General features: G+C 61.5%; 4 protein-coding genes. 3 read left to right on the top strand and 1 reads right to left on the bottom strand.

The genetic code is table 11. The annotated features are described in order from the left end of the window. Positions 1-198: 198 nt before the first annotated feature. Genes WG899_RS22235 through WG899_RS22245 form a run of 3 tightly spaced genes read left to right on the top strand, consistent with a single transcriptional unit; the run spans position 199 to position 1,491 of the window. The gene (locus tag WG899_RS22235; RefSeq protein WP_339597819.1) at positions 199-840 is read left to right on the top strand and encodes a glycosyltransferase family 32 protein; all 642 of its coding nucleotides are present in this window, start codon (positions 199-201) and stop codon (positions 838-840) included. Beyond that, positions 841-1,254, top strand: a complete 414-nt coding sequence (locus WG899_RS22240) for a class I SAM-dependent methyltransferase (protein ID WP_339597820.1) — start codon at positions 841-843, stop codon at positions 1,252-1,254. Between the two features lie 12 nt (positions 1,255-1,266). After that, a complete protein-coding gene (locus tag WG899_RS22245; protein WP_339597821.1) occupies positions 1,267-1,491 on the top strand; it encodes a hypothetical protein in 225 nt (74 codons plus the stop codon). A gap of 9 nt (positions 1,492-1,500) precedes the next feature. Here WG899_RS22245 and WG899_RS22250 read toward each other — a convergent pair whose 3' ends face one another. Continuing rightward, positions 1,501-2,583 carry a glycosyltransferase gene (locus WG899_RS22250; RefSeq protein WP_339597822.1) on the bottom strand — a complete coding sequence of 361 codons (1,083 nt, stop codon included), beginning with the start codon at positions 2,581-2,583 and terminating at the stop codon, positions 1,501-1,503. Between the last annotated feature and the right edge of the window lie 89 nt (positions 2,584-2,672).

Raw genomic sequence — 2,672 nt, forward strand, 5'->3', positions numbered from 1 at the left:
TTCTCCGGGGCCTGTCAGGCAAATTCCTACATCACTGCCCCTGGCGAGATCTGCCTGCCCAGGCAGGCCCCTGTTTTCAGGGAAAAACGGCATTTTTTCCTTGTAGGAATGTAGGAAGTGAAGCTAGGTCTTATCCACGCTTTGCAAAACAGCGGAGCCCTTTAGATTCAAGCTCTGTTTCTACTGTGGAGCAAGTCGATGATTCCACGCACCCTGCATGTGATCTGGATCGGCGACGAGAGCAAGCGGCCCGACAACTGCATCGCCACCTGGCGCGAGCAGAACCCCGACTGGACGCTGAAGGTCTGGGGTAACGCCGAATTGGGCGACTATGGCTGGATCAACGCCCGCCATATGCGCGATATGTCTAGGCGCGAACTCAATGGCGTGGCCGATTTGATGCGCTGGGAGATCCTCTACCAAGAGGGTGGCTTTGTGGTGGACGCCGACAGCGTTTGCCGCCGCCCGCTGGAGCCCTGGTTGTTCGAGGGCGAAGCCTGCGCCTGCTGGGAGAACGAGTTGGCCCGGCCAGGGCTGATTGCCGCAGGCTATGTGGCCTCGGTGCCTGAGAACCCCTTTTTCGGCCAGATGATTCTTGACCTGCAAAACACCGAGCGGGTAGATGACCGCATGGCCTGGCAAAGCGTTGGCCCGCTGTTCCTGACCGAGTGCCACCGCATGCACCAGTACGCCGGGCTGACGATTTGGCCCAGCCACTATTTCATTCCCAATCATTTCAGCGGCGCGCAGTACAGCGGCCCTGCCCTGCCCTTCGCTGACCAGGCCTGGGGCAGCACCTTGCAGTGCTATGACGAGTTGCACAAACGAAAGGTCGCCTGAATGACGACAAGGCAAGTTCCGCAAACGCCGGTGTCAGCGCTGGAGCACGCGCACGCCCCCTACTTTGTGCAAAAGACTTGGGTGGGCGAAGACTTGGTCGGCAAATCGCGCATGGAGGTGTTTGGCCCAATGTGCGAAGGCAAACGCGTGTTGCATGTGGGCTGCGTGGACTGGCCCATCACCGACCTGAACCAGTCCTTGCATCTGCGCCTGGACCCGCTGTGCCAGCTCGATGGCTTCGGCATCAACCATGAGGCCTTCAGCAGCATGCAGCCCCATTTGCGCGGGCGGCTCTTTTCCGATTGGCCTCAGGTCAAGGACCATTACGATTTGGTGCTGATGCCCGAGGTCTTGGGGCATGTGCCGGATGTCGAGGGCTTTTTCCGCCACCTCGACGCACTGGGCGCGGATTAGTACGTTATCACCGTGCCCGATGCCTACAGATGCTTTCGCCGCCACTTCGACTACAGCAGTGGCGCGCAGACCTTTGTCGAAGTGGTGCACCCCGACCACAATTGCTGGTGCACGCCTTTCACGCTGAGCAATGTGCTGCGCAAGTTCTCGCCCTGGGCCATCGAGGGCATGTGGTTCTTCAACCGCATGTCTTTGCTGATGGTGGCGAATTGGGTGAAGGACGGCGCCCCGGGCTAAGGTTCGCCGTCACGCCTGCGCGTAGGTCTGCCGCAAGGCCTGAGCCTCGTCAGACCGCCCGGTTCCTTCCAGCACCAAAGCCAGGTTGTGCGCGGCCAGATGACTTCCGCGACCCTGGACCGCGCCACTCAGATCGGGCCGCTCACCAATCTCAAGACAGCGTCGCCAAGCGTCTTCGATCATCGGCAAAAGCGCTTCGCCTTGATCGGGCTGGTCGGCCGCCAAGTCAAGCAAGAGATCGCCCAGCGCGAAAAAGAAGTCCGGCGACTCTGCACAGTTCTGCAACTGGCTTTCGGCAAACTGCATGGCCGCGTCATGCTGTTTCAACTGCTTCAAGGCAAACAGCCGGCGTGCGACCAGGTCCATCCACCAGCCCTGCGCCGTCGCGCCCAGTTGCGCAGCGCGAGCAAAGCCCTGCTCTGCGCCTGCATGGTCGTCATAGACCGCACAATTCTTGCCCAGTTGGTACCAAAGATAGGCATCGGCCGGCTTGTGCTGCAAAGCCTGTTTGAGCAGGGCGTCATTGCGCCCACGCTTGAGTTCCAAGCGTTCGGGCAGATAGCCGTCATGCCCGACCTGCAGCGCCAAGGGCTTGACCGGTAGATGGTGCTGAGGCTGCTCATGCACGCGCCCCTCGTAGCGCACATGCCCTGGCAAGACGCGCGACAAGCGCGAGCGGGCATGGCGAATCTCGCCATCATCGAACTGATCCATCAGCTCAATGCTGCCGACAAAGTTGGGGCGAAGCTGCTTTAAAGAGCGCAACAACCCGCCGCCCTCGATCAGCCATTCATCCGCATCGAGGACCAGATGCCAGTCGGCCGCGGCCGCGGCCAGCGCCGCATTGCGCGCGGCCGAAAAGTCATCACACCAAGAAAAATGTTCGAGCCGGGCGCCGCAGGCTTGTGCGATCGCAGGCGTGGCGTCCACCGAGCCGGTGTCGAGCACCAGCATCTCGTCCACCCAGGGTTCGACGCTGCGCAGCAGCCGCTCTATATGCGCCGCTTCGTCGCGGGCAATCACCACCAGACAAACCCGCCAACTCGACTTGTCGGCGCAAGCCGCGTGACCGGCCTCGGTCGAGACCTCCATGGCCTCAGTGCATCTGAATCGAACCCTGGGCGCGGCCCTTGCCTGCGCGGGCCGGCGGGTTGCACATGCCGCAAACAAAGTGACGGGCG

The sequence above is a fragment of the Paucibacter hankyongi genome (genome assembly GCF_037482915.1).
GTDB classification, from domain to species: Bacteria; Pseudomonadota; Gammaproteobacteria; order Burkholderiales; family Burkholderiaceae_C; genus Paucibacter_A; species Paucibacter_A hankyongi.